Below are 22,505 nucleotides of genomic sequence, written 5' to 3' on the forward strand. Positions count from 1 at the left end.
CAAAATGGAAGATGTTTAAAAAAGTATTAATCGCCAATCGTGGCGAGATTGCGCTTCGCGTGATACGTACCTGTCGGGAGATGGGGATCAAAACGATAGCTGTTTATTCTACTGCTGATAAAGATAGTCTACATGTAAAATTTGCCGATGAGGCAGTTTGTCTCGGTCGCCCGCAAAGCGCTGATTCATACCTGAACATTCCTCACCTGATGGCAGCTGCAGAAATCACCAATGCCGATGCTATTCATCCGGGATATGGTTTCCTGGCTGAAAATGCGCGTTTTGCGGAAATATGCGGCGAACATAATATCAAATTTATTGGACCTACGCCCGACCAGATCAGGGCTATGGGTGATAAGATCACCGCTAAGGAAACCATGATCAAAGCCGGAGTTCCGGTTATACCTGGTAGTGAGGGCTTATTGGAGAGTCTTGACCAGTCCTATACTGTAGCCGAGAATATGGGCTACCCGGTCATCATCAAAGCAACTGCCGGTGGTGGGGGTAAAGGTATGCGTGTGGTTTGGGCGAAAGAAGAGATGGAGCGTGCCTATAATAATGCCAAGGCGGAGGCACTCGCCTCATTCAAGAATGATGGCATCTACATGGAGAAATTCGTGGAAGATCCCCGCCATATTGAAATTCAGGTTGCGGGTGACCGTTATGGTAAGGTATGCCACCTGAGTGAGCGTGATTGCTCTATCCAGCGCCGGCACCAGAAGTTGGTTGAAGAATCACCTTCCCCTTTCATGACCCCTGACCTTCGTTTTGCAATGGGAGAGGCAGCCAAGAAGGCAGCTGAGGCTATCAGCTATGAAGGCGTTGGTACAATTGAATTCCTGGTTGATAAGCACCGCAATTTTTATTTCATGGAAATGAATACCCGTATACAGGTTGAACACTGTGTTACGGAAGAGGTGATAAATTTTGATCTTATCAAAGAACAGATCAAAATCGCAATGGGAGAGCCTATCAGCGGAAGGGATTATGAGCCTCAGATGCATGCCATCGAATGTCGTATTAACGCTGAAGATCCTTACAATGATTTCCGTCCAAGTCCGGGAAAGATAACAACACTCCATACCCCCGGTGGTCATGGTGTGCGGGTAGATAGCCATGTTTATGCAGGATATACCATTCCGCCTTACTATGATTCAATGATTGGAAAACTTATTACGGTTGCACGAACAAGAGATGAAGCGATCAATACCATGTATCGTGCTTTGAGCGAATATGTGATCGAAGGTGTTAAGACTACAATTCCGTTTCATCTGCAACTGATGCAGAACGAAGATTTCAGAAGCGGAAACTTCACTACCAAGTTCTTAGAAACTTTCAAGATGAAATAAATAATCGCAATACTTAAGTAGCCGTCTCATTTGAGACGGCTTTTTTTATTATTTCCATAAACCTTCCAGCAGCAACTCATTGAAATTAGCGAGTGACCTTAACTTCAGGTCAGCAGCTCCCCATTTGAGTTCATTATACTGATCGGGTGCAGGCACCACCACACATTTCATTTTTGCTGCCTTAGCTGCAATCATACCATTGAATGAATCTTCAAAGCATACACTGTGGTATGGTTTAACGCCAAGTTGTTCTGCGCACTCAAGAAATACCTGTGGGTGAGGTTTGCCAAAAGGAAGTTCACCCGCAGAAGTAATATTATTAAGGTAGGGCCCTATGCCTAATTTCTCAACAACCATATTGATAAGTCGCATAGGAGAGGAGGATGCAAGCCCGATCCGAAAATCTTTTTGAAGGAAAAAATTAATGATATGCTCAACCCCTGGCATGGGATGCCCTGAGGCTTTTATTTTTTGCAAAGCTGCTTCCTCAATATTTTGAATGGCTGTTGGTGCATGTGCATGATCTACCCCGAAATAGTTGAACCAATGATCGATCCATTCAATAGTTCTTAAACCTGTACTGGAATGGTATTGTTCAGCACTCAGACTGATACCGAAACCAGAAAGCGTTTCAATGCCTGCTTCCTGCCAGTAGGGCTCGGAATCTATCAGCAGACCATCCATATCCAAAATGACGGCTTTCTTTGACATCTGCAAATATACATTTGGAGCAACCAATATTCGATGGTATCTATCATCAAATATGTATATTGCGGCACTGTTTGTTAGTGAATCAACAACCCCTGCATGAGTGAACTGATCGATAGATTAAAACAAATAAGGCTGGTTCGTAAGCTTGTATATGCGGTGGTAGGAATTGTTTCCTATCCCGGACTTTGCTGGGTGAATAAAATAAAGATTACCGGAACCGAGAATATAGAAAATCTTCCAAGGAAGAATGTTTTGTTCGTCAGTAATCACCAGACCTATTTTGCCGATGTTATAACTTTCCTTCATATTTTCTGTGCTGTCAAATGGGGTAAACGTAATGAGTTGGGTATTCCATATTACCTCCTCAACCCATATACAAATGTTTATTATGTGGCCGCAGAAGAAACAATGAAAGGTTCGTGGGTCAGTAAATTTTTTATTCTTGCAGGTGCACTAACAGTGAAGCGTACGTGGAGACAGGGAGCAACCGAAGTAAGACGTGGTCTTGACCCATCCGATACAAGAAAGATAGAACGTGCACTTGGCAATAGTTGGGTTATCACTTTCCCACAGGGTACTACAAGACCTTTTGCTCCCGGCAGAAAAGGTACGGCACTGATTATAAAGAAAAATCGTCCCATAATTGTTCCTGTCGTGATCAACGGATTTTGGCGTGCTTTTAATAAGAAGGGACTGAGTTTTAAAAAGAAGGGCTCTCTACTTACAGTGAATTTTAAAGAGCCACTTCAGATCGATTATGATGCATCACCAGAAATTATCCTGGAACAGATCATGGACTCAATTGAACAAAGCCGCAAATTCATGATGAAAGTGCCTCACCTTGCCGCTACTTTCCAGGATAAACCTGAAAGGATGAAATCCTGACGATACTTTTTATAGATTAAAAAGAGCTTTCAACTCCGTTGCATCATGTGGTTTCATTTTTCCGCCAAGTATAAGTCGCAGTTGCCGTCTTCTTAAAGCCCCTTCATACAACTCCGTTTCTTCTTTCGATTCAGGCACTAATACCGGAACAGGTCTCGGCTTGCGATTTGGATCAAGTGCAACAAAAGTATAATATGCCTCATTGCTCTTGTATTTATACTGGTGGGTGAAATCTTCGCCCCACACCCTGAGATGCACTTCCATAGATGTGTTAAAAGCGCGGGTCACCTTTGCCTCAATGTTTACAACATTACCAAGTTTAATAGGTGCCTCGAAAGAAATATTATCTACTGATGCGGTAACTACCGGGGCATTGCAATGTTTGCCGGCAGCAAGCGCTGCAGCAATATCCATCCAGTACATAAGTCTGCCCCCCATAAGATTGCCAAACAGGTTTGTGTCATTGGGTAAAACCAACTCCGTCATTACAACAAAACTTTCAGAAGGCTTTCTATGGTCCATATAGTTCAATTTTTGAAGCTGCAAGCTACATTGTTTTGGGCAATCACTCTTTATACCCTGATCATTTCAAGTGTTTCCAGAAAGGAAGGATCAACATCCGCTCCAATGCCATTGCCATCCGGAAGTTCCACCATAAAACCATTATAATTCACTCCACCAGTTACAGGATCAGTTTTGTGGCCCAGCAGGCAGGTATCCATATCATAAAAACAAACATTTTCTGATGCGGTTGCAAAATGTGCGAAGGCAGTAAGTGCAACCCTGCTTTCCAGCATACCACCCATCATGCAGGGTATAAAATTTTCTTCACAAACCTTATTGATAGCGATTGCCTCAAGTATACCTCCGCTCTTTGCAAATTTGATGTTCACAAAGCTGCAGGCATTGGCATTGATGAGCCGATCCGCATCATGATGATCATAAACGCTTTCATCAGCCATAATGGGGATGGCACTCAGCTTCTTTAGTTCAGGTAACAAGGCGTCATTCCATGTTCGCATTGGCTGTTCACAGAATTGTATATCATATTCAGCCATGGCCACCAGCGCCCTGGTGGCAGCAGTTGGTTCCCATCCCTGGTTGGCGTCAATGCGGAGTTGTATTTCTGGTCCGGCTGCTTCCCTTATTGCCCTGACCCTTTCAATATCCGTATCGGGATCCCTGCCAAGTTTGATCTTTATAATACGAACGCCCCGATTAATAAAATCCGATGCCTGCGATGCCATATTTTGTGGATCACTGATTCCAATGGTGAGATCAGTTTCCATAGGCTTTAAAGATTTCCCGCCCAGGAACTGGTATAATGGTTTGGAAGCGGCTTTTGCAGCCAGATCATATAAAGCCATGTCAAACGCGCTCTTGATTGTTGAATTGCCCGCAGTGAACCAATGCAGCTCTTCCATCCTTTCTTCTATCTGTAATGCATTCCGACCTTTCCATAAGGAGGCAAAATCTTTTGCCATTACAAAACAGGTATTTTGTGTTTCTCCAACAATCATTGGGAATGCCGAACATTCCCCAACTCCATATACACCCTCATCAGTATGGATGCGGATGAAAATGTTTTGCGCATGGTCCATTGTGCCGGTGGCAATTGTGAAGGGATGCATCGGAATGCTGTAACGGTAGATATCGGTATGTGTAATCTTCATGCTAAGAAATGATTACACAAAATAAGCCAATCCCTGAAGTCTGAACAACAAAAGCGTCGGGTCATTGTTGATAGCTATAAAATTTACATGGAATCTTTAAAGGGAAAGAACGTACTACTTATCGGGGCAACCGGGGGTATTGGAGCACACACGGCTAAGCTACTTGCATCCAGCGGAGCAAATCTTTTTCTTACTGCACGAAATGCGGACAAACTAGATGCACTGGCATCAGATTGTAAACTCGCTGAAAAATATACTGCCGTTGCCGACCTCACCCGGGTGGAGGAAGTAATTGCACTTCACCAACGTTTTTTTGATGTATTCGATCATATCGATATTCTGGTGAATGCATCAGGTATCGGAATTATCAAGACCATGGATAATCTTTCGGAAGAAGAGTTCAGAAGATCGCTGGACACGAATCTTATTGGACCGTTTCTGATATTGCAATCTTTTCTACCTGATTTTAAAAACCAGAAAAAAGGGTTGATCATTCATATACCCGGCGTATTGGGTAAAACACCGATGGCGGGTGCAGCCGCTTACAGTGCATCCAAGTATGGTTTGGTAGGCATGTTACAGAGTATGCGTGAAGAAGTAAAACGCACGGAGATCAGGTTTACAAATCTTTTCCTTGGTGGCGTTGATACTGCCTTTTGGGATAACATTGACCTGCGTGTACAGCGTGAAAAGATGGTACAGGCAGAAGAAGCTGCAAAGGCTATCTGGTTCCTTTGCCAGCAGCCGCTGAGCGGTGTTGTTAGTGAAATGGTGTTACAGCCTTTCAATCACCAGGCCATATGATCAAACTCAGCTCTTTGTATTTGTAATGCCCACATATTTCTCCTTATTTTTGCGGCCATAATTGCGCGCCATGGATCCAAAACCCCTGATTTCTTTCGACAATACTGAGAACGCTTTTGCCTATAAATCTGAAAAGTCGCTTCGTAAAGCAAGTTTCCTTTTTACCAGCATGGGATTTCAGACGTTGGTGAAGTTGGGAACCAGTATAACTCCCTGGGCTATCCGTGCGGGATTACCGATCAGGGGACTGATAAGAAATACAATTTTTGAGCAATTCGTTGGTGGAGAAACGCTGGAGGAAACTGCCCCTGTTGTTAATACCATGGCAAAATACCATGTTCAGGTGATTCTTGATTACGGTGTTGAAGGGGGAGATTATGGTGAGGAAGGATTGGATCACGCGGGGGAAGAATTCATGAAAGTTATAAGGTATGCAGCAACACAGCCTAATATCCCCTTCATGAGTATAAAGGTAACCGGACTCGCACGAACCGGCCTCCTCGAAAAACTTGATGCTGCTTCTGCTACCAAAAGTGGCTTTGAAGGAAGAGTACATACAGAAGTACTTACAGATAGTGAAAAGAAAGAATGGGATAAAGTTGTTGGGCGGATGGAAAGAATCTGTGGCCTCGCTGCTGAATTAAAGGTTGGTGTGCTGATAGATGCAGAAGAAAGCTGGATACAGGATCCTGTTGACGCATTAACCATGCAAATGATGGCGAAGTACAACAAAGAGGTGGCGGTAGTGTATAACACCATGCAACTTTACCGGATAGATCGCTTACAGTTTCTCAAAGACAGTTACAACGCAGCCGAACAGCAGGGTTTCGTGCTGGGCGCAAAACTCGTAAGGGGCGCATACATGGAAAAGGAAAGAGAACGCGCCGCTGAAATGTCATACCCATCACCCATCCAGCCTAATAAGGAAGCATGCGACCGGGATTATAATCTCGCCGTTGAATTTTGTGTTGAGCATGTAGAAAGGATAGCTGTTATAGTTGCTTCACATAATGAATTCAGTAATTTATATACAACTCAGTTAATGGAACGTAAGGGTCTTGCGCATGATCATGAACATATTCATTTTTCCCAGTTGTACGGCATGAGTGATAATATTACTTTCAACCTGGCAAAGGCCGGCTATGCCGTTAGCAAATACCTCCCATTCGGACCCATTCAGGATGTAATCCCTTACCTCATGCGCAGGGCGCAGGAAAACAGTTCGGTTGCCGGACATACCGGCCGTGAACTTGGACTTATTAAAAAAGAACTTGCAAGAAGAAAGTCCACTGACTGAGTTTATTCACATAATTTGATTTTGGTATTATTGTTGTTTCAAATGATCTGTTAGAACGGATCATTTTTTTTGCCCTTCCTATTCCCCAGCCGTATCTACTATAGCCAAATAATCACCGGAAAGCCTTGCTGCATGAGTATAATGCTACGCTAAACTGTCTCTATGTCTTTTCATTTACTGGTTTCCACCTTTGAGGTTGGACGATTTTTACAGATCGTTGGCCTGATCAGCCTGCCTATAATCCTGTTAACTCTCGGTGTGATCTGCTGGTTGCATTACCGGAACAAAAAGCAATCCATTGCCATGGCTGAGGATGCGGATCCTCCACCAGCTTTTTTTCTGCAAGAACCCTCAACAATAATTCCTCTTGAAGGCCAGGCTCCTTACATACGTAACAACACCCTGGTGCATTTATACAATAGCCGGCAACGCCTTCAAAGCAGCCTCTCCATGTATGAGGATCTTCAAAATAGATATGAAGTTCTTCAGCAGTCTTATGATTCAATGGTACATACAAACAATAACAATGAAATCAAAAACAATCATATGGAAAATGAAGTAAGGTCAACAGAAACAGATCATCGCTACCTCGAAGATATGCTGCATGAGAAACAGCTGCAGATTGAATTTCTGCAGAACCAGCTCAGCCAGCGAATCCGAAACTTCCACGAGCTGGAAGCACGCGACAGGGAAATTGTACAACAGGCTTCACAGGCTGATTCCAGGGCAAATGAGTTGCTGCAGCAAACAGAATTATTGAGGGAGGAGCTCCGGCAACTTCAGAGCAACCAGGATTCGTTGAGAATCGCCGAAGAGAAATTAATTAACCAGGAAGAGATCATCCGCCTCCAGGAAAATGCATTGGAAGAAATGAGCAGGAAATTAAAACAGAAACAAGAACTGCTCAGCACTTTGCATGCACAACTCTCCAGTGTATTGGAGGAAGAGAATACAGTAATTCGATTAAGCCAGCCAATGGCGCAAACCGAAAATAATATGGTTGCAGTAGGAGCCTGAGCAGTAAGTATATATTTACCAGTTGATAAGGGATACAATCTTTTCAAGATATAGTTTATCAGTTTCATCAAACTGGTCCAGTTCGCTGCTGTCAACATCAAGCACACCAACAACCGCTCCGTTATGTATTAGCGGAACCACGATCTCCGATCTTGAAAGGCTGCTGCAGGCAATATGCCCCGGGAACAGTTCCACGTCAGGAACTACCAGGGTAGTTGCCTGCTGCCAGCTGCTGCCACAAACGCCGCGACCCTTCCTGATTCTTGTACAGGCAACGGGCCCCTGGAAAGGTCCCAATACAAGTTCATCCTCTTTTACAAGATAAAATCCCACCCAGAACCATCCGAACTGCTCTTTCAGCGCAGCGGATATATTGGCCAGGTTGGCGATAAGGTCGGTTTCGCCTTCAAGAAGTCCACTGATCTGGGGTAGGAGCGATTCGTATTGTTCCTGTTTGGTTCCTTTGAGTATTAATAGATCTTCTGCCATGGTGCAAAAATAAGCAATTCACATACTGCCCACAGTCATCATTTGCACAAATCAACAATCCCTCATTTCCTTAACTTGCAGCCATGCAACAATACCTCGATCTGTTAACACATATCCTCAAGAACGGCACCCAAAAATCTGATCGTACCGGCACTGGTACAATCAGTTGCTTCGGATACCAGATGCGTTTCAACCTGCAGGATGGATTTCCCATGGTGACTACCAAGAAGGTTCATCTCCGCAGTATTATTCATGAATTGCTATGGTTCCTTAAAGGCTCCACCAACACCGCCTATCTAAAAGAAAACGGCGTAAGTATCTGGGATGAATGGGCAGATGAAAATGGTGACCTCGGACCCGTTTATGGTAAGCAATGGCGGAGCTGGGAAGGAAAGGATGGAAAAGTGATCGACCAGATTGCAGATGTGGTGAAGCAACTTCGTACAAATCCTGATAGTCGAAGGATGATCGTTAGTGCCTGGAATGTTGGAGAACTTTCGGAAATGGCCCTGATGCCCTGCCATACCATTTTCCAGTTTTATGTAGCCGATGGCAGGCTTAGTTGCCAGTTATACCAACGCTCTGCCGATACATTCCTGGGAGTGCCGTTCAACATTGCATCCTATGCATTATTAACCCTGATGATGGCGCAGGTATGTGACCTGGAGCCCGGTGAATTCATACATACTTTCGGTGATGTTCATATTTACAACAACCATCTTGATCAGGTTAATCTTCAGTTATCACGCAAACCATATCCTCTTCCTAAAATGAATCTCAATAAAGAAGTGAAAGATATTTTTTCCTTCCGTTATGAAGATTTTGAGCTGCAGGATTATCATAGTCACCCCGGCATTAAAGCGCCGGTAGCTGTGTAACAAATTTTATAAAAAAGGCTGTGAATAATTCAACACCCAGAATGCTATCCCGCAATGAACTCCCTGCTGGCCTTACCGTCAATATTGTTGTTGCCGTTAGTGATAACCAGGTTATAGGAAAGGACAATAAATTGTTATGGCATTTACCAAATGACCTTAAGTTTTTTAAAAACACCACCTGGGGTATGCCGGTGATCATGGGCAGGAAAACATTTGAAAGCGTTGGCAAACCTTTGCCCGGCCGAACTAATATTGTTGTAACTACTAAAGAGGGATGGACTGCCGAAGGCACTACTACAGCCAATAGCCTTCATGCCGCGCTGGAAGCCGCAGCTTCAACCGATGCACTGGAGGTTTATATTATCGGGGGAGGGGAAATTTACCGGCAATCACTACCCATATGCCACAGGGTTTATTTAACCCGCGTGCATACAAAAATTGATGGGGATACCTTCTTTCCGGAACTGCCGGATGGAGAATGGAAGATGCATTCCAAACTTGATTTTACAGCAGATGAACGTCATGCCTTTTCATACAGTTTCGAGATCTGGGAAAGGAAGCAGTAATAAAATGGCCAACAATAAACCCTATAGTTTTCCTGCCATCGCAGTACGATACATTCGTTATTTGATCAGCGCAGGAAATAGCAAAGGTCATGGTATACATTCACCCTTTGTGTTCAGCTTTATCCGCGATATTTTAAATGATAACTCAAAGCATAATTGTTATGAGACGGTCGAAATAATCAGGAGCAGATTACTGAAAGATCAAAATCACCTGGTTGTGGAAGATCTTGGTGCGGGTGCAGGAAGGGGAGGGGGCAGGGAAAGAAGCATTGCCTCCATCGCAAAAAACGCAGCTAAACCACCCCGGCTTGCAAAACTCTTATTTCGCGTGGTTAATCATTTTCAGCCTTCCGTAATGATAGAATTGGGTACTTCTTTAGGCATTACCACTGCCTACCTTGCATCAGGAAATATAAAAGGAAAGTTATATACGCTCGAAGGCGCACCTGCTATAGCAGCGGTTGCAAAACAAACCCTGGATGAGGCGGGAGTTTCCAATGTAGAACAGATCAGTGGTAATTTTGATGATACGCTTGCTCCTTTGTTGAACAGAATTGGTAAAGTAGATTTCGCATATATCGATGGCAATCACCGCTATGAACCAACAATACGGTATTTCAGGCAGTTACTGGCCTCTTCCCATCAAAACAGTATAATTGTTCTCGATGATATTCACTGGAGTAATGAGATGGAAAAGGCCTGGGATGATATCCGCAATCACGCTGGTGTAACTTGTACAATAGATCTTTTTTTCCTGGGCTTTGTTTTTTTCAGACCCGAATTCAAATCAAAGCAGGATTTCATTATACGATTCTGAGAAATAATATTCTCACGTTTCCTGTTATGCGCAATAACACTTAAATTGTCAGCGTAAACAATAACTGACCGCATGATCATTGGCGTACTGAAAGAGCCTTCTTTTGAAGCCAGAGTTTCTCTTCTGCCCGAAGCCGTTTCAGCACTTATAAAACAAGGGAATGAGTTGTGGGTTGAAACGGGTGCAGGAGAATCTGCCTTCGCTTCCGATGATCAATACACGCAGGCAGGGGCATCGGTACGAAACAGGACAGAGATTTATGATGCTCAACTTTTACTTTGCATTCATCCCCCCGAAGAAGGATTTGGTTCATTAAAATCCGGAACCGCAGTTATCGGGGTATTCCAACCACTCTATCGAACCGACCTCATTCAGCAATGGGCTGATTCAGGAATCACCTGTTTCAGTCTCGATATGCTTCCACGAACAACACGTGCACAAAGCATGGATGTTCTGAGCTCGCAGGCAAATATTGCGGGCTATAAAGCCGTACTGCTGGGTGCCTATACTTATGGACGATATTTCCCCATGCTGATGACTGCCGCCGGAAGTATTGCACCCGCTAAGCTTTTGGTTTTGGGTGCAGGTGTTGCCGGCCTCCAGGCTATTGCAACTGCCAGAAGACTTGGAGCAGTAGTGGAAGTATTTGATACAAGGCCCGCAGTGAAAGAAGAAGTGATGAGCCTCGGTGCAAAATTTGTAGAGGTTGAAGGCGCAGCCGATGCAAGCAAGGCAGGTGGATATGCTGTTGAACAGGATGAGGCATTCCAGCAACGACAAAAACAGCGAATCGCCGAAAGCATAGCCAAAGCTGATATCGTTATCACCACCGCCCAAATACCAGGTAAAAAAGCCCCTCAATTGATAACGAAGGAAATGTTGGAATCAATGCGCGCAGGATCAGTTGTGATTGACCTTGCAGCTGCATCAGGAGGAAATACATCACTTACAGTTAATAATAGTACCGTTGTTCATAATGGCGTTACCATAATCGGTAATTCAAATCTTCCTTCCACCATGTCATCAGATGCAAGTAAATTATATGGAAAGAATGTCATGAATTTTATCAAGCTGATTTCTGCAAAGGATGGCAGTCTCTTCCTGAATTGGGAAGATGACCTTGTGAAAGGATCCTGCATACTCTTCGAAGGTAATATCACCAACGAGCGATTAAAATCTTCCGCTGGAACGGGGCTTAATTAATTAAATATTTATGGAAACGCTACTTCAAAAAATTGCACTTCACCAGGAATATATCTACATAGTAATACTGATGATCTTTCTTGGAATCGAGGTCATCGGCAGAGTGCCAAGCGTATTGCATACACCCCTGATGAGTGGAGCCAACGCTATTCATGGTGTGGTTATCATAGGAGCCATCATCGTTATGGGCAAGGCTGAATCTGATAACTATATCGCACTGATCCTGGGCTTCCTGGCAGTTATCCTCGGAACACTGAATGTTGTTGGCGGTTTTGTTGTGACCGACCGGATGCTGGAAATGTTCAAACATAAAAAATGATCCATGGCGTTTTCTGTTCTTACCATAATTTATCTTCTTGCTTCAGTTAGTTTTATAACAGGACTAAAAATGCTGTCAAACCCTTCCACAGCACGGAGGGGTAATCTTATAGCAGCAGCCGGTATGGCGCTTGCTATATTCGGAACCATTTTTCTTTATACAGATGATACCGGAAAAAAACTGGGAAATTATATCTGGATATTTGCCGCACTTTTCATTGGCTCTGTAGTTGGTACTATGGCTGCACGCAAGGTCAAAATGACCGCGATGCCGGAGATGGTTTCATTATTCAATGGAATGGGCGGTGCCTGTGCTGCGCTGATCTCAATTGTGGAATTTAACCACCTCTCACATGAGATCCACCAGTCCACCGGCACTACACTTACTGATATATTTCCTGCCAGCGCAAGTTATTCTGCCTGGTTTTCCGAAATGGCGATCATACTCGCCGGATTGGTTATTGGTGCCATTTCATTTGCAGGAAGTATGATTGCATGGGGTAAACTGAATGGAAGGATCAATGATTTTTCTTTTAAGGGACAACATATTTTTAATATCGTTTTGTTCGTGGTAGTTCTGGGTCTTGCAGGATGGATGGCGGGTGTTTACCAGAACGCAAACAATATGGTATTCTATCTTATCCTCGTACTATCCCTTCTCTATGGTGTCTTCTTTGTATTGCCAATTGGCGGTGCAGATATGCCCGTGGTTATATCACTGCTCAACTCTTTTACCGGCGTGGCTGCGGCCTGCGGCGGCTTCCTGTATAACAATAAAGCAATGCTTACAGGTGGGATCCTGGTTGGCGCAGCGGGTACATTACTTACTATCCTAATGTGCAAGGCAATGAACAGGTCACTGCTGAATGTATTGATAGGCTCATTCGGTGCCTCTGCAGCCGGCACATCAAAAAGCCAGGTGCAGGGCAACTTTAAGGAGATCAACCTGAGTGATGCGGCCATCCTCCTTAGTTATGCGAACAGGGTTATGATCGTGCCGGGTTATGGCCTCGCCGTTGCCCAGGCACAACATAGTTGCCACGAATTAGAAAAGTTGCTTGTATCAAGAGGTGTAGATGTGAAGTATGCCATCCACCCGGTTGCAGGAAGAATGCCCGGCCACATGAATGTGCTCCTTGCTGAGGCAGATGTTGCCTATGAGCAACTGCATGAAATGGAAGAAGCAAATGAAGAATTCCCAACTACGGATGTTGTGCTTGTGCTGGGTGCAAACGACGTGGTGAATCCAGCCGCCAAATCTGATCCGGGTTCACCCATTTATGGCATGCCCATCCTGGAAGTTGAGCTTGCAAAAACATGTATCGTAAATAAGAGAAGTATGAAACCGGGATATGCTGGAATTGAGAATGAACTTTTCTTCCGCCCACGCACATCCATGTTATTCGGAGATGCTAAAAAAGTATTGCAAGATCTTACCGCAGAGATCAAGAATCTTTAAACCTCGTAAATTCGTATCCATAACATATTCGCTTGATAATTTCTCCTTCTATTTATAGAGCATTTGAAAATGCTCCCGGCTTTGATGCAGATGCTTTCTGCGGGGTGCATGCTTCGGGTGAACAGATCAGTTCTATAAGGATCAATCCCGCCAAATTAAATGATCTTTCTGATCTTGGTTTTTCTGTAGAATCTCCTGTGCCCTGGTGCAAAAGCGGATGGTATCTGGAGGAACGTCCTTTTTATACTTTCGATCCATTATTGCATGCGGGGGCTTACTATGTACAGGAAGCCAGCAGTATGTTTCTTGAACAGGCATTGAAGCAAACTCTTGACTGCTCAGCACCATTGAGAGTACTTGATCTCTGCGCTGCCCCTGGTGGCAAGTCAACCCATATTCAGTCAGTTCTGTCGCCTGATTCCGTACTCGTTTGTAATGAAGTGATCCGCTCGCGGGCCGCGATCCTGGAGGAGAATATTACCAAATGGGGCGGGGCGAATGTGATCGTTACCAATAATGACCCACGCGATTTCTCCCGCCTCACTGGCCTGTTTGACGCAATGGTTGTAGATGCTCCTTGTAGTGGTAGTGGCATGTTCAGAAAGGATGCATCGGCAGCAGAAAACTGGAGTGCTGACCTGGTGACATTATGTAGCCAGCGCCAACAGCGGATTATTGCTGATATATGGCCATCATTAAAAGAAGACGGAATACTTATTTATGCAACCTGTTCTTACTCTATAGAAGAAGATGAAATGATAGCTGATTTTATCATGGAGGAACTGGGAGCTGAATCATTCCCCTTATCAATTGATAGCAATTGGAATATTGTTATTTCAAATAGCCCGAAGTATAATGCGACAGGATATAGATTTTACCCCGATAAATTGAAGGGCGAAGGATTCTTTCTTGCAGTATTCAAAAAAACATCGGGCACCGAAAAGAGTAGTAAAAAATCCGTAAGGCCAAAATGGGAAACAGTTCCTAAAATTAATTATAAGGTATTGGAGCGATGGCTATCAGTGAAGGGTATGCGATTTATTTCAATCAACGATTCCATATTGGCCTTAACCGAACAGATGGAAGAAACTCTCGTTCAGCTTCAAAGCTTATACATAAAAAGAGCTGGCATTACTATGGGTAAGATTGCAGGTAAAGAACTTATCCCGGATCATTCCCTTGCACTCAGCACGCTGGTAAGCCCCCATCTTTCCTCAATAGAACTCGATCGGGACCTTGCTTTACAGTACCTGAGAAAGGAAGAGATCAGGGTTGGCGATATTCCTAAAGGCTGGACAATTGCCTGCTATAAAAATCATCCATTGGGCTGGATTAAGGTGCTTCCCAACCGCACTAATAATTATTATCCGAAGGAGTGGCGGATATTAAAACCGGCTTAACGGCAATTTGGCTTCAATTTTGCCGATAATCCTGCATATTTGCAAGGTTTAAATTTCATTTCCTATGCTTCCAAAACCGTTATTCTATACTATTGCCCTCTTGTTTTCTATTCCGGTTTTTGCTCAACCTAATCTAATGGTGCAAAAATCTGGAAACAGCTTCTTTGTTCAGCATAAGGTTGAACCAAAAGAAACATGGTATAGCCTCGGCCGACTGTATAATCTTAGTCCCCGGGATATCGCACCTCTCAATAATACTGATATAACAAAAGGACTTTCCATTGGACAACTTGTAAAAGTGCCATTGGTAGCTTCTAATTTTTCCCAGAACGATCGTAAATCGGCTGATGAAGTTCTTGTGCCCGTATACTACCAGGTTAAGGAAGGAGAGTGGATGTTCCGGATCAGCACCAATAATAATAAGGTTCCGATAGAGCAGTTGGAGAAATGGAATAAAATAGATCGTAACCAGGTAAAGGCCGGTATGAAACTTATAGTTGGCCACCTGAAAGTGAAACGCGATCAATCAGCCCTCGCAACAACAGATTACACTCCGCGAAATGAAAATGCAGTAACCACATCTCCTAAAGCACCGGTTACACCACCCCGTGAAACTAAAGAGATCGTATCAGTTGATACCGATAAAAAGCAGCCTGTTTCTAATCCGGAACCTGCGCCGGTTTTGAAACGCGAGGATAATTCTGGCGGGGCAGCAATAGATTTTAATCGTGGATATTTCCGCCGTCAGTATGAAGGCGGTTCAAAATCAACACAGGGAGCTGCCAATATCTTCCGTAGTACCAGCGGCTGGAAAGATGGTAAATACTATGCCCTGATGGATAATGTTGCTGTTGGAACCATAGTACTGGTAACCAACAGATCTACTAACCGCTCGGTGTATGCGAAAGTGTTGGGAAACCTTTCTGATATAAAAGAGAATGCCGGACTGATAATCCGGATAAGTAATGCAGCCGCTGCAGAGCTGGGATCTGGAGAATCCAGATTCACCGCCGAAGTGAAATATTAAGCATAAAAAAAGTCCGGCGCAGCCGGACTTTTTTTATTTAGAAGATCAGATCTTATTTCATATCTAGTTTAATTGTATCAACAACAGTTACCTGCCCCAATGTTATTGCCACGTTTTTCTCTGCCATTTCATAGGTTTCAGGGCCATAATAATGGAACTGATAATCGCCTGATGGAATATCATAGAACTGGTAATTACCCTCGTCAGTAGATGTTGTAGCAACGGTATCAGAACCTTTCAAAGCATATATCGTAGTAAGAACTGTACCGGGATCAACATAGCCTTTGGCAATGCCTCCTGATGGTACAAAAGAAATAACTCTTATTACCGGCTTCAGGTTAAAGTTTCCACTGTTACCAGCTTCCACCACCGACTTAGCTGCGTCGAAATCAAGGATCAGCCTGTAAAGAACACCTCCCTGAAGATCATTCTGGATCTGAACCTTCAGGCCAGATTGCTGTGCACTTGGAGTTGTCAGATCTTTCCTGGTTCCGTCTTTCATTACAATATAATTATCATCACCGAGGATAAGCCTGAGCTGCTCAAGGCGGCCGGCAGGAATAGTTGCATCAGCTAATAATGTGTCCTTTCCGTTTGTAAGTTCCAGGAGATTATAAACACCTGGGTAAATATTCTGCAATGTTTGCCATTCTCCCGTTTCAGAAGAATTGATCTGGATCTCTTTAATGTCAACCCAAACCTCGGCAATATTGGGATTTGGAGCATCCGTCAGTCGAATCTCCAGCCGGGCCTGCTCCGGATCACCGTCGTTGTTTTGGTTACAGGCTGTAAAAGTCAATGCAGCAATACCAGCTGCCAGGGCAAAAAGTCTTGTTTTCATAAGTGAATGTTTTGTACACCCCAACATATTCAAAGACTGTTCCAGTTAATTAGATTTTACAGAAATTGCGGTCAGCCACACTCGTTATAAAGTAGATTTACTAACTCTTTGTCAACCTTTTCCTATAATTTTCTGTTTATCATGTATTTTTGTATGAATATTAACGATCTGTGCAGAAATAAATGATCTGTTAAAAACGATTCTAAACCAGCTATTATGAGGAAAATACTACTTACGGCAATATTGCCATTGTTTTCAATGATTGCATTTTCTCAGGAGGGCGGTAATGTTTCCCACCTGGGTATTAAACTTGGTACAAATCTGTCAACTATTAAAATGACAGGTGATCAACAAGTGGGCATTGAGTCAGATATTATGTTCCGTCCGATGGGCGGACTATTTGCGAACCTTCCGGTAAGCAGCCGTTTGGCAATTCAACCCGAAATTCTTTACTCAGTAATGGGAGCCAAAATCAAAGATGCCGGAAAGGATATCAATCAAAGATTCCAGGAATTATCTGTTCCGGTTTTACTTAAATATTGGGTCAGCGATAAGGTCAGCTTTTTGGCCGGTCCGCAGTTGGACCTTCTTATGAGTTCAAGGGGCGAGGTCAATAACGAAACAACCAATAATATTGATGATCTGAATCGCTCCAATTTTTCTGCCACGGGAGGATTAGAAGTATGGCCTCATCAAAAATGGGTGCTTGGTGTGCGCTATATTTATGGACTTACCAATATGAGGAGGGATGGCGATCCGTTTGAATGGAAAGACCGGGCATTTAACTTTTCTCTTGGATATAAGTTTGGGGCAAAGGCTGAACCCAAAGTTATTCCCCCACCACCTCCACCACCAGTTGTTGATACTGATAAGGATGGCATCAATGATCCCGAAGATAAATGCCCTACAGAACCAGGTACTGCAAAATATGAAGGCTGCCCCATTCCTGATTCCGATAAGGATGGCATCAATGATGAAGAAGATAAATGCCCTTCAGTTCCGGGAATCGCGAAATACAATGGCTGTCCTATTCCAGATACTGACAAGGATGGCGTTAATGATGAAGAAGATAAATGTGTTGATGTTGCCGGCCTCGCGCGTTACCAGGGCTGTCCTATTCCGGATAGGGACAATGATGGAGTTAATGATGAAGAAGACAGATGCCCCGATCTCGCCGGTCCATCCGAAAACGGCGGATGCCCAATGCTGGAAGCTTCAAAATTCAATGCTTCCAATGTTCAGTTCGTCACAGGTAGTTCAACACTCACTGCCACTGCAAGAAAGGAACTCGACAAAGCTGCAAGAATTCTTAATGAGCAATATCCGCAGTTAAAAGTTGAGATCGCAGGTCATACCGATAATACCGGTAAACCTGAAAAGAACCAGATCCTGAGTGAAAAGCGTGCTGCTTCAGTGAAAGCCTATCTCGTTAAGAAAGGCATTACGGAAGACAGGCTGAGTACAATTGGCCTGGGCCAGGATCAACCAATTGCCGATAACGAAACTGCTGCGGGACGCACAAAGAACCGTCGCGTGGAGTTCAAGGTTAGCCAGTAATTTTACCTACATAATAACAAAAAGGGCCGGAGTAAATTCCGGCCTTTTTTTATGCTCTTCTACAAAAGTGCAAGAAATAATATTGCAGTTAATGTCATAACTGTAAGGGTAAAGAAACCCACAATATTGGTTAGACGATCATTTGTATACCTGCCCATGATCATCTTGTTATTACAGATATGCAAAATGATTGCGATCAGGATAGGTGCTACTATACCATATAAAACGGCGGTGTAAAGAAGTGCTTTAACGGGGTTGATATCAAGAGCCTGGATCAATAATCCCAAGACAAGTGAAACCGCCATGGTGAAATAAAATCCCTTTGCTTCATGAAATTTTTTATCGAGTCCCTCCTCCCAGTTAAATGCTTCTGCCATCATATAACTAAGGGAGCCTGCAAGAATAGGAATGGCTAAAAGTCCGGTTCCAATCACCCCCATCGCAAAAAGTATATAACTTGTTTTCCCTGCAAGAGGTTCAAGAGCTTTAGCAGCTTCCTCTACCGTATTCACTTTATGAATGCCTGCGCTGAATAATACATTGGCAGCCGCCAGAATAATAAAGTAAAATACAATATTGGTGAATAACATTCCCCCTTTGATATCATATTGCATTGCAGTGATCGATCTCTTATCAACGATGATATGTTGCTCCCTTACCTCTTCAACTTCCATGGAGGTTTGCCAGAAAAACAGGTAAGGCGAAATAGTTGTTCCCAGTATCGCAACAATGGCCATCAGGTAATCAGCATTCAGTTGAATTCTGGGAAGAAAAGTGCTGTAAAGAGCAGCCTGCCAGTTTGTATTCGTAATGAATGGAATAAAAATATACGTGAACAAGGAAATACAAAGCCATTTCAGCACAGCACTGATTCTTTTATAGTTCCATTTAATGATACTGTATATGAGTAAGATGGTGAAAAGTACAGAGAAGAACCATCCGGGAAGTTCAGGAAAAAGAAGGTTTGCAACTGCACCCATTCCCGCGATATCTGCTCCAATATTAAGTACTACGGAAGGGAAACTAATTGCTATTACAAGAATAAGTACCGGCCTGGGGTAAAAGCGTTTAATAATGCCCGTGAGCCCCATCTTTGTAACCATCCCAATTCTTGCACACATCTCCTGGATGGCTACCATCAGGGGATAAGTTACTATGGCAGTCCAGAGTAATGAAGTTCCAAACTGTGCGCCAGCTTGTGTGTATGTAGCTATTCCGGATGGGTCATCATCACTGGCACCGGTAATAAGGCTGGGACCAAGTGCTTTTCGGATATAATTGATCCGCTTTGCTTTTCTTCTTTTTCTCATGTTCGGTCGGCTTTCACCCAGCCGGCACGGATCGCAAAAAGAACGAGCCCAACCCGGCTCTTCACCTGTAACTTTTCAAAAAGAGCTTCCCTGTAACCATCAATTGTTCGCTCACTGAGTTTCATGGAATTCGCGATCTCTTTATAAGTCATTTCAGAGGCTGCATATTTAAGGAATTCCATCTCGCGCTCTGTAAGCCTTACCAATTGATCAGGATTCTTTTCTTCTTTATGTATCGTGTGTATCAACTTGCCCGTAACAAAATCTGAATAATAAAATCCGCGTTCGAGAATCTCTGTCATGGCACGCTGAAGTTCTGACTGGGTGCAATCTTTCAGCAGATAACCGCGGCAGCCCGCCCTTATCATCTGTATCACCGAAGTTTCATCGTCATTCATACTCAGGGCCAGCAACCGGATATTGGGATAGCTCTCCGAAAGCTGCCTGGCTGTTGCCACACCATTCATCTCCGGCATATTAATATCCAGGATGGCGATATCAGGAAGGGTGGGAGAGCTGGCAAGTTTTTCCAATAATACTTTTCCATTACTTCCTATGAGTATAACTTCAAAGCCAGGTATATCATTTATAAGATGTGAAAGCGACTCGGCAACTAAACGGTGATCATCGGCGATGGCAACCATATAACGCGATGGTGATTTACTGGGTGACATTTTCTGTTATTTTAGGAAGTCTGATGGTAATAATTGTGCCCATACCCGGACTGCTATCTATATTTATTTCTGCTCCCACAAGCGCTGCCCGCTTCTGCAGGTTACGGAGGCCTGATCCGGCATCTTCAATTGTACGGGAATAATTATCGCCGGGACTAAATCCTTTTCCGTTATCACTGATCCTGAGTTGGAAATCCAATGCTGTATAAACCATTGAAATGCTGATCTCAGTAGCGGCAGCGTGTTTCAGGATATTATTCAGTATCTCCTGAACCATCCTGAAAATTACTATCTCTTTTTTGGAATCTATATTGAAATCTTCACCCTGTGTATGGAACTGGCAATTGATCATTGCCGTTTGCTCGATTCGTTGTAATTCAAAACGGATCGATTCGCGAAGGCCATAAGAAGTTAGCATATCAGAATTTAAACCCTTCGATAGCATCCTGATATATTTAATAACATCTGCCAGAATCTGGTTGGTATCGGTGATACGTTTAACTGGTGCCTGTCCGTCCAGTTCTTTCTCAAGTATGTTGAGATTGATCCTGGCCACACTGAGAAGCTGCCCCATATTATCATGGATCTCCTGGCTCACATCTCGCAGGGTCTGGTCCCTGCTTTCAATCTGTGTGGTAAGCACCTCTTTCTCATAGGCCTCTTTTAGTTGCTGCTGTTCATGATCCTGCCTGATCCTTCTTTTCTGACTACTGAAGATAAAATACACAACAAATCCACTCAACGCCAGCATAATTATTACCGCCGCTGCAAGGGTGTAAATGATCTCAAATTCGGTAGGCTTCATGAAACATATTTATCCTGTTACCCTTTTCTTCTGTAATGTAAAATTAATTATGAATGAAAGGTAAAAAAGCCATTCACTAACTATCAGAATTGGGATCACCTTAACCTGACCCTCCCGGCTAAGAAAGTTATGAATGCCCATGGAAAGAAAGGAAGAAATAGAATTGATAAGGATACCCATCGCAATCCAGAAACTGTACTGGTGGATGGTCTCCTGCCAGTTGTTGCGATCAAACAGCCGGGCTATATAGAACAGGATCTGGATGATCAGTAAGAGACAGGTTAAAACTATTATGATCGTATTAAGGCTGGTGGTGGGAGGTTGAAGATAATATCCATTCAAAATTGCGGCGATATATACAAAACCTATCGATAATTTAAGGGCATTCTTCAACCTCCCCATTTCACCCAACAATGCAATTGTCAGCAAAGCATAGTATATGGGACGGTAGGTGTGATAGTAAAGAAAATTATTTTCATAGATACGAGCCATCAAAGCATCCATGATTTCGCCCGGCAATGCTACAAGCAGGAAAAAAAGAAACAACCTGTTGGCATTGCTAAGTTTTTCCTCACGTATAAAACCCACGATCAGTGCTATTACAATGAGCGCTAATTTTACAAGGGTTCCGATCACATATATATTCATTGTCCTTGAAGCTTAAGGGAAATTACCCTTTTCCGCAGATGGTTGGGCATGGATAATATACCATATAGATTACATCAGCGAAAGCATCAGATCTTTTGTAATTGAGTTGCTGACGTGATCCGTATATTATGAAAACAGGGCTTTTGAATTCAGGATGTTTGCCATAATAAATGGATATACCTGAAATGCCTTCCTGGCGGATCAGCGAATCGAGTACAACGTTAGGAATAAACATTCCCCTTTTAAACTTTCCCCTGAATAATGGCTTCTTTTCGTAATTCTTTATATACTCGGATGCTGTAGAATCTGAGATCTGGACTGCCTGGTATTTTCCTTCGTCAACGATCTTGTTGATGGAAGTGCAGGAAGCAAGTACTATCATACCTGCAAACAGGTATAGCATAAAATATTTCATGGCAACTGGTTTAGGTTAATGTGTATTATAAATATAACTAAATGGTCATGGAAAAACCAGGGTTTGTTGTTCACGCCCCCTGGTTATATGAAAAGTAAGCACACATACTACTTCATTCTTTCCTGTTGATCTTGATATGCTGTTGACGTTTGTGATAAAGCACCACAAGCATGGTCACCAGCGTCAGCAATGCCATAATTAGCATCAGCCAGGGAAGTGTTTCGATGGAAAGGCTAAGCAATTTTTCCATACAACTGATTTGAACTGTTTATAATAGAGGCCGGTATGGCTGTGGCGCCACGAGGCTACCACAACCGTGACCGACCGAACCCGATTCTTTGGTGAAAGTAGTTCACCCGCTA

25 protein-coding genes are annotated in these 22,505 nt (G+C 43.4%); 14 read left to right on the forward strand and 11 right to left on the reverse strand.

The features are described 5' to 3' along the window. Window positions 1–11 precede the first annotated feature (11 nt). The gene (gene accC / locus V6M43_RS15115) at window positions 12–1,349 is read left to right on the forward strand and encodes an acetyl-CoA carboxylase biotin carboxylase subunit (RefSeq protein ID WP_039134316.1); all 1,338 of its coding nucleotides are present in this window, start codon (window positions 12–14) and stop codon (window positions 1,347–1,349) included. Window positions 1,350–1,397: 48 nt separating this feature from the next. Here accC and hxpB read toward each other — a convergent pair whose 3' ends face one another. Then, window positions 1,398–2,060, reverse strand: coding sequence for a hexitol phosphatase HxpB (gene hxpB, locus V6M43_RS15120; protein ID WP_332736674.1), 663 nt, complete (start codon window positions 2,058–2,060; stop codon window positions 1,398–1,400). 96 nt (window positions 2,061–2,156) lie between these two features. Here hxpB and V6M43_RS15125 point away from each other — a divergent pair, with 96 nt between their 5' ends. Continuing rightward, the gene (locus V6M43_RS15125; protein WP_332736676.1) at window positions 2,157–2,945 is read left to right on the forward strand and encodes a lysophospholipid acyltransferase family protein; all 789 of its coding nucleotides are present in this window, start codon (window positions 2,157–2,159) and stop codon (window positions 2,943–2,945) included. Window positions 2,946–2,954: 9 nt separating this feature from the next. Here V6M43_RS15125 and V6M43_RS15130 read toward each other — a convergent pair whose 3' ends face one another. Both V6M43_RS15130 and V6M43_RS15135 read right to left on the reverse strand, forming a co-directional pair. Further along, entirely contained in the window at window positions 2,955–3,467 is a 513-nt protein-coding gene (locus V6M43_RS15130; RefSeq protein WP_039134497.1) for an acyl-CoA thioesterase, read from the reverse strand. 50 nt (window positions 3,468–3,517) lie between these two features. Beyond that, a complete protein-coding gene (locus V6M43_RS15135; RefSeq protein WP_332736679.1) occupies window positions 3,518–4,618 on the reverse strand; it encodes a mandelate racemase/muconate lactonizing enzyme family protein in 1,101 nt (366 codons plus the stop codon). Between the two features lie 87 nt (window positions 4,619–4,705). Between V6M43_RS15135 and V6M43_RS15140 the strand changes: the two genes are divergently transcribed. The 3 genes from V6M43_RS15140 to V6M43_RS15150 all read left to right on the forward strand — a co-directional run bounded on the left by V6M43_RS15140 (window position 4,706) and on the right by V6M43_RS15150 (window position 7,736). After that, window positions 4,706–5,422 carry an SDR family oxidoreductase gene (locus V6M43_RS15140; RefSeq protein WP_332736681.1) on the forward strand — a complete coding sequence of 239 codons (717 nt, stop codon included), beginning with the start codon at window positions 4,706–4,708 and terminating at the stop codon, window positions 5,420–5,422. Between the two features lie 70 nt (window positions 5,423–5,492). Next, window positions 5,493–6,719: a proline dehydrogenase family protein gene (locus V6M43_RS15145; RefSeq protein ID WP_332736682.1), complete on the forward strand. Its 1,227-nt coding sequence runs from the start codon at window positions 5,493–5,495 to the stop codon at window positions 6,717–6,719. A gap of 162 nt (window positions 6,720–6,881) precedes the next feature. Continuing rightward, window positions 6,882–7,736 carry a hypothetical protein gene (locus V6M43_RS15150; protein ID WP_332736684.1) on the forward strand — a complete coding sequence of 285 codons (855 nt, stop codon included), beginning with the start codon at window positions 6,882–6,884 and terminating at the stop codon, window positions 7,734–7,736. A gap of 15 nt (window positions 7,737–7,751) precedes the next feature. On the opposite strand, the gene V6M43_RS15155 is transcribed toward V6M43_RS15150, so the two are convergent. Continuing rightward, the gene (locus V6M43_RS15155) at window positions 7,752–8,225 is read right to left on the reverse strand and encodes a GAF domain-containing protein (protein WP_332736686.1); all 474 of its coding nucleotides are present in this window, start codon (window positions 8,223–8,225) and stop codon (window positions 7,752–7,754) included. Between the two features lie 83 nt (window positions 8,226–8,308). On the opposite strand from V6M43_RS15155, the gene V6M43_RS15160 reads away from it, so the two are divergent. From V6M43_RS15160 to V6M43_RS15195, 8 genes are all read left to right on the forward strand, one after another. Next, window positions 8,309–9,103 carry a thymidylate synthase gene (locus tag V6M43_RS15160; RefSeq protein WP_332736688.1) on the forward strand — a complete coding sequence of 265 codons (795 nt, stop codon included), beginning with the start codon at window positions 8,309–8,311 and terminating at the stop codon, window positions 9,101–9,103. A gap of 41 nt (window positions 9,104–9,144) precedes the next feature. After that, a complete protein-coding gene (locus V6M43_RS15165; protein ID WP_332736690.1) occupies window positions 9,145–9,669 on the forward strand; it encodes a dihydrofolate reductase in 525 nt (174 codons plus the stop codon). Window positions 9,670–9,673: 4 nt separating this feature from the next. After that, window positions 9,674–10,486 (forward strand): O-methyltransferase, encoded by an 813-nt coding sequence (locus tag V6M43_RS15170; protein ID WP_332736692.1) that lies wholly within the window; start codon window positions 9,674–9,676, stop codon window positions 10,484–10,486. A gap of 72 nt (window positions 10,487–10,558) precedes the next feature. After that, window positions 10,559–11,689, forward strand: coding sequence for a Re/Si-specific NAD(P)(+) transhydrogenase subunit alpha (locus V6M43_RS15175; protein WP_332736694.1), 1,131 nt, complete (start codon window positions 10,559–10,561; stop codon window positions 11,687–11,689). Between the two features lie 10 nt (window positions 11,690–11,699). Beyond that, window positions 11,700–12,008, forward strand: coding sequence for an NAD(P) transhydrogenase subunit alpha (locus V6M43_RS15180; RefSeq protein WP_039134492.1), 309 nt, complete (start codon window positions 11,700–11,702; stop codon window positions 12,006–12,008). Window positions 12,009–12,011: 3 nt separating this feature from the next. After that, window positions 12,012–13,466 (forward strand): NAD(P)(+) transhydrogenase (Re/Si-specific) subunit beta, encoded by a 1,455-nt coding sequence (locus tag V6M43_RS15185; protein WP_332736697.1) that lies wholly within the window; start codon window positions 12,012–12,014, stop codon window positions 13,464–13,466. A gap of 32 nt (window positions 13,467–13,498) precedes the next feature. Beyond that, on the forward strand, window positions 13,499–14,866 hold the full coding sequence (locus tag V6M43_RS15190) for a methyltransferase RsmF C-terminal domain-like protein (protein WP_332736699.1): 1,368 nt from the start codon (window positions 13,499–13,501) through the stop codon (window positions 14,864–14,866). A gap of 136 nt (window positions 14,867–15,002) precedes the next feature. Continuing rightward, window positions 15,003–15,893, forward strand: coding sequence for a LysM peptidoglycan-binding domain-containing protein (locus tag V6M43_RS15195; protein WP_332736701.1), 891 nt, complete (start codon window positions 15,003–15,005; stop codon window positions 15,891–15,893). Window positions 15,894–15,945: 52 nt separating this feature from the next. Here V6M43_RS15195 and V6M43_RS15200 read toward each other — a convergent pair whose 3' ends face one another. After that, window positions 15,946–16,734: a DUF4382 domain-containing protein gene (locus V6M43_RS15200; protein ID WP_332736703.1), complete on the reverse strand. Its 789-nt coding sequence runs from the start codon at window positions 16,732–16,734 to the stop codon at window positions 15,946–15,948. A gap of 216 nt (window positions 16,735–16,950) precedes the next feature. Between V6M43_RS15200 and V6M43_RS15205 the strand changes: the two genes are divergently transcribed. Then, entirely contained in the window at window positions 16,951–18,291 is a 1,341-nt protein-coding gene (locus V6M43_RS15205; RefSeq protein WP_332736705.1) for an OmpA family protein, read from the forward strand. A 59-nt stretch (window positions 18,292–18,350) separates the two neighbouring features. Here V6M43_RS15205 and V6M43_RS15210 read toward each other — a convergent pair whose 3' ends face one another. The 6 genes from V6M43_RS15210 to V6M43_RS15235 form a co-directional block, all read right to left on the reverse strand. Further along, complete coding sequence (locus V6M43_RS15210) at window positions 18,351–19,601, reverse strand: NRAMP family divalent metal transporter (RefSeq protein WP_332736707.1); 1,251 nt, start codon at window positions 19,599–19,601, stop codon at window positions 18,351–18,353. Next, the gene (locus V6M43_RS15215) at window positions 19,598–20,275 is read right to left on the reverse strand and encodes a response regulator transcription factor (protein WP_332736709.1); all 678 of its coding nucleotides are present in this window, start codon (window positions 20,273–20,275) and stop codon (window positions 19,598–19,600) included. The genes V6M43_RS15210 and V6M43_RS15215 overlap by 4 nt, the downstream gene beginning before the upstream one ends. Continuing rightward, on the reverse strand, window positions 20,262–21,080 hold the full coding sequence (locus V6M43_RS15220; protein ID WP_332736711.1) for a sensor histidine kinase: 819 nt from the start codon (window positions 21,078–21,080) through the stop codon (window positions 20,262–20,264). Before V6M43_RS15220 ends, V6M43_RS15215 begins: the two co-directional genes overlap by 14 nt. 9 nt (window positions 21,081–21,089) lie before the next feature. Further along, window positions 21,090–21,728 carry a hypothetical protein gene (locus V6M43_RS15225; RefSeq protein ID WP_332736713.1) on the reverse strand — a complete coding sequence of 213 codons (639 nt, stop codon included), beginning with the start codon at window positions 21,726–21,728 and terminating at the stop codon, window positions 21,090–21,092. A gap of 22 nt (window positions 21,729–21,750) precedes the next feature. Next, entirely contained in the window at window positions 21,751–22,143 is a 393-nt protein-coding gene (locus V6M43_RS15230) for a hypothetical protein (RefSeq protein ID WP_332736715.1), read from the reverse strand. A gap of 112 nt (window positions 22,144–22,255) precedes the next feature. Then, window positions 22,256–22,393: a hypothetical protein gene (locus V6M43_RS15235; protein WP_332736717.1), complete on the reverse strand. Its 138-nt coding sequence runs from the start codon at window positions 22,391–22,393 to the stop codon at window positions 22,256–22,258. Window positions 22,394–22,505: the final 112 nt, after the last annotated feature.

Origin of the sequence: Flavihumibacter sp., from assembly GCF_036676075.1 — a bacterium.
In the GTDB taxonomy this organism is placed as follows: domain Bacteria; phylum Bacteroidota; class Bacteroidia; order Chitinophagales; family Chitinophagaceae; genus Flavihumibacter.